Genomic DNA, 4,637 nt, shown 5'->3' with positions numbered 1-4,637 from the left:
GTGCCGCGGGCGCCTGCGCCGCTGCCCCCGACATCGCCGGCGCCGCCGCCGCCCCGACCGTTTCGAGGACGGCTTCGGCGCCCTCCTCCGCCCGATCGGCGATCAGGGCGATGACGGTGCCGACCGCGACGTCGTCCGTGCCGTCCGGAACGACGAGCGACGCCACCACCCCTTCGTCGGCGGCCTCCAGTTCCATGGTGGCCTTGTCGGTCTCGATCTCCGCCAGCACGTCACCGGGGCGTACCGCGTCGCCCTCCTTCACCAGCCAGCGCGCGAGCGTGCCCTTCTCCATCGTCGGCGACAGCGCGGGCATCTTCAGCTCATTGGCCATTGTCGGCTTCCAGGAACAGTTCGGCGGCGGCTTCGACGATCGAATCGGCATCCAGCCGGTAGGTGCGATAAAGGTCCGGCAGGTCGCCGGTCTGGCCGAAACGGTCGATGCCCAGCGGGCTGACCGACATGCCCCTGACCCCGCCGAGCCAGGACAGCGCGCCGGGCGACCCGTCGATCACGGTGACGAGGCCCGCGCCCTTCGCCAGCGCCGACAGCAGATGGCTGGCATGGCAGGCGGGAACCGCCTCTCCGGTCCAGCGCGCCGCGCGGTGCGCCGACCAGCCGCGATGCAGCAGGTCGGGCGAGGTGACGTTCAACAGGCCCAGGCCCGGAATATCCTCCGCCAGCACTTCCCAGGCCGCGATCGCCTCGGGCGCGATCGCGCCCGTGAACACGATCGCCGCCTCCGCGCCCTGCGTGGGCCGACGCAGCCAGTAGCCGCCCTTGATCGCGTCCTCCTCCCACTCGCCGTCCGACCGCTCGACCTGCGCGATCGAGCGGGTCGAGAGGCGCAAGTAGAAGGAGCCCCCGTCCGGTTCCTGCATCCGGTCGAACGCATGCCCCATCGTCAGCGCGACCTCGTCCGCGAAGGCGGGCTCGAAATAGGTGAGGTTGGGCTGTCCCATGCCGATCAGCGGCGTGTTGATCGACTGGTGCGCGCCGCCCTCGGCGCCGAGCGTCAGGCCCGAGGGCGTGCCGACGAGCAGGAACCGCGCGTCCTGGTAGCAACCGTAGTTGAGCGCATCGAGCCCGCGGGCGATGAACGGGTCATAGACCGTCCCGACGGGCAACAGGCGCGTGCCGAACTGCGGCGCGGCCAGGCCGAGCGCCGCGAGCATCAGGAAGAAGTTGTTCTCCGCGATGCCCAGCTCGATATGCTGGCCGGCGCCGTGGCCCGACCATTTCTGCGCGGAGGGGATCTTCGCCTTGTGGAACACGTCGGCCAGTTCCGCCCGCCGGAACAGGCCGCGCCTGTTCACGAAGCCGCCCAGGTTGGTGGTCTGGGTAACGTCGGGGGCGGTCGTCACGATGCGGTCGCCGAGCGGATCGCCGGATTTGGCCAGGTCCATCAGGATGCGGCCGAACGCGGACTGCGTCGACTGATCGGCCCCGTCCGGCACCGGCAGGCGCGCCGGCACCGGCACCGTCGCGGCCCGATGTTCCGGCGGAGTCGCGGCAAAGGCGCTCTGCCTGATGAACGCGTCGAGCTGCGTCGCGACATTGTCGCCCAGCCCGGCATAGGGGTTCCACTCCTCCCCTTCCGCGATGCCGAGGCTGGCGCGCAGTTCCGCGATCTGCGGCGGGTTCATCATCCCCGAATGATTGTCCTTGTGCCCCGCCAGCGGCAGGCCATAGCCCTTGATCGTATAGGCGATGAACATCGTCGGGATGCTGTCGTTCGAGGCGCTGTCGAACGCCTCCGTCAGCGTTTCTATGCAATGCCCGCCAAGGTTGGTCATCAGCGCCGCCAGGGCCGCGTCGTCGAAGCTGTCGAGCAGCTTGGCGACGTTCGGCTTGCCGCCGATGTCCGCCACCAGCCGCGCGCGCCACGCCGCGCCGCCCTGATAGGTCAGGACGGCGAAATCGACGTTCGGGCAGTTCTCGAACCATTCCTCCAGGCTCTTGCCGCCCGGGCGCTTGAACGCGGCGCGCTGTTTCTTGCCGTATTTGACGGTCAGCACGCGCCAGCCACAGGTTTCGAAGATGTCGTCGAACCGCCGGAACATGCGATCGGCGGTCGTGTGGTCGAGCGACTGGCGGTTGTAGTCCACAATCCACCAGCAGTTGCGGATGTCGTGCTTGTATCCCTCGATCAGGCACTCGTAGATATTGCCCTCGTCCAGTTCGGCATCGCCCATCAGCGCGATCATCCGCCCCGCGTCCGCCTCGACCAGCTGGCCGTGCGCGATCAGGTAATCCTGCACCAGGCTCGCAAACGCGGTGATGGCGACGCCCAGACCGACCGAACCGGTCGAGAAGTCCACCTGGATCTGGTCCTTGGTGCGCGAGGGATAGCTCTGCATGCCGCCAAGGCCGCGGAAACGCTGCAGCTGGTCGAGGCTCTGGTTGCCCAGCAGATACTGGATGGCATGGAGCAACGGCCCGGCATGCGGCTTCACCGCCACCTTGTCCTGCGGACGCAGCGCGTGGAAGTAGAGCGCCGCCATGATCGCGCTCATCGAGGCGCAGCTCGCCTGATGACCGCCGACCTTCATGCCGTCGCGCTTGTGCCGGACATGGTTGGCGTTGTGGACCGTCCATGACGAGAGCCACCGCAGCTGAGTATCGAGCGTCTCGAGCAGGGCGATCCGGTCTATGCCGGGTTGTTCTAGCGTCTTGGACATCGCGATTCCTTGCCGACCTTTCATCCCTTTTACGGGATTTCCCGGGCGCGTCTTCCCCTTCTGTACGACGATGGCGCATGGGTCGGCATGCCGGCCGTCGACGCTCGATCGCGATCGGTCAGGAGGCGGTCTCGCCGATCCGCGTGTCGCCCGTATAGGCGAACAGGACATCGGCATCGGCGGAGGCGTGGATCCGCTCCGAACCCGTAACCGTCACGCATTCGCCGGCCTTCCATGCGACGCCGGCGACGACGCCTTCGCCCCTGATCGGGACCAGCCAGCCGGTCCTGCCGTCGGGCAGCGCCACCGACCGGTCGCCGCCCGGCCACCGCTCCAGCACGAACTTGGGACCTTCGACCAGGATCGTGCGATCGGGCGATACCTGGCCCGGGCTCTCGATCGGCCGATAGGGCGTCAGATGCGCGACCGCGACGCCGTCGTCGAGGTGCAGCTCGCGATCGCTGCCATAGTCGTAGAGCCGGTATGTGGTGTCCGAGTTCTGCTGCACCTCGATGCAGGTGATGCCGCCCCCAATCGCGTGGATCGTCCCGCTCGGGCAATACAGGAAGTCTCCCGCCTTCACCGGTCGCCAGTCCAGCTTGTCCTCCAGCGTGACGTCGAGCGCGGAGGCGCGCAGTTCGTCCTTCGTCATCTCCCGCTTCGGGCCGACCGCGATCGTCGAGCCGGGCTCGGCGGTCAGCACCGTCCAGCACTCGTCCTTGCCGCGCGGCAGGCCGCGCTTGTGCGCTTCCTCGTCCGACGGGTGGTCCTGCACGGACAGCTTCTCGCTGGTGAACAGATATTTGACGAGCAGCTCCGCCCCCTCGGGCTCGGGCGGCTGGAACCACACCTCGCCCACCTTCCCGGCGCCGTCGGGCGCGTCGGGAAAGCCGGGATACAGATGGTGGCGCCCCCACGGCTTCTCGACGCGTCTGGTGGCGAGCAGCGTGGCGGGCATGAACGGTACTCCTGAGATGATGAGATGATCGGGGTGGGATTGTTCCCGCGGGATACATTGCGGTAAGGCAAACCGCTATGCGTATCTCCCTGTTCCGCGCCTCGGCCATCCTCGCCGTCGCCGCTGTCGCTCTTCCCCTGGCCGGCTGCGCGCGGGGCAAGAAGAATGCCGACCTGCCCTATGTCGCCCGCGACGTCGGCACGCTCTATTCCGCGGCGCGCGTCCGGCTCGACCGGCGCCAGTACAAGGAAGCGGCACAGCTTTTCGACGAGGTCGAGCGTCAGCATCCCTATTCGGTCTGGGCTCGCCGCGCTCAGCTGATGAGCGCGTTCAGCTATTACGAGGGCGCGGACTACACCAACTCGATCCAGTCGGCGCAGCGTTTCCTGTCGGTGCATCCCGGCAACAGGGACGCGCCCTATGCCTATTATCTCGTCGCGCTCGGTTATTACGAGCAGATCAACGACGTGACCCGCGACCAGAAGATCACCCAGCAGGCGCTGGACGCGCTGGGCGAGCTGACGCGACGCTATCCCAATTCGAAATACGCCGCCGACGCGCGGCTGAAGATCGACCTGGTGCGCGACCATCTCGCCGGCAAGGAGATGGAGATCGGCCGCTATTACGAGGGGCGCGGCCAGTGGCTGGCGGCGACGCTGCGCTTCCGTCATGTGGTGGACGAATACCAGACGACGACCCACACGCCGGAGGCGCTGATGCGGCTGACCGAGACGTATCTGGAGCTTGGAACGCCCGTCGAGGCGCAACGGGTGACGGCGGTGCTGGGCATCAACTATCCGGGCAGCGACTGGTACGCGCACGCCTACAAGCTGATGAAGGCGCACCCGCCCGTGCCGGTGGCGCCGTTGCCGGCCGGCGAGCTGATCGTGAAGAACAAGGCGTCGGTCCTGCCCAAGGGACCGCCCGGCATACCCGCGGCGGGCGATACCGGCGGGGCCGCGTCCGCGCCCGGCGCGCCGACGCCCGCGACCACCGGCGGC

4 protein-coding genes are annotated in these 4,637 nt (G+C 68.0%); 1 reads left to right on the top strand and 3 read right to left on the bottom strand.

Translation table 11 applies throughout. The features are described from left to right. The 3 genes from HUV01_RS12355 to HUV01_RS12345 all read right to left on the bottom strand — a co-directional run. On the bottom strand, positions 1–331 hold a 331-nt coding region (locus tag HUV01_RS12355), incomplete at its 3' end, for a biotin/lipoyl-containing protein (protein ID WP_174298541.1). Beyond that, entirely contained in the window at positions 321–2,678 is a 2,358-nt protein-coding gene (locus tag HUV01_RS12350; protein WP_174298540.1) for a transketolase, read from the bottom strand. The genes HUV01_RS12350 and HUV01_RS12355, both read right to left, overlap by 11 nt. Positions 2,679–2,796: 118 nt before the next feature. Next, the gene (locus HUV01_RS12345; protein WP_174298539.1) at positions 2,797–3,636 is read right to left on the bottom strand and encodes a class I mannose-6-phosphate isomerase; all 840 of its coding nucleotides are present in this window, start codon (positions 3,634–3,636) and stop codon (positions 2,797–2,799) included. A 77-nt stretch (positions 3,637–3,713) separates the two neighbouring features. Between HUV01_RS12345 and HUV01_RS12340 the strand changes: the two genes are divergently transcribed. Continuing rightward, positions 3,714–4,637: outer membrane protein assembly factor BamD (locus HUV01_RS12340; protein ID WP_174298538.1), on the top strand; the 924-nt coding region annotated here is incomplete at its 3' end.

The organism is Sphingomonas bacterium (assembly GCF_903643035.1).
GTDB lineage: Bacteria > Pseudomonadota > Alphaproteobacteria > Sphingomonadales > Sphingomonadaceae > Sphingomonas.
This window is presented reverse-complemented; position numbering and strand designations above follow the sequence as displayed.

Excerpts from the sequence above, each read along its gene's own strand:
- HUV01_RS12350 (WP_174298540.1), bottom strand. The coding sequence starts at position 2,678 with ATGTCCAAGACGCTAGAACAACCCGGCATAGACCGGATCGCCCTGCTC.
- HUV01_RS12345 (WP_174298539.1), bottom strand. The coding sequence starts at position 3,636 with ATGCCCGCCACGCTGCTCGCCACCAGACGCGTCGAGAAGCCGTGGGGG.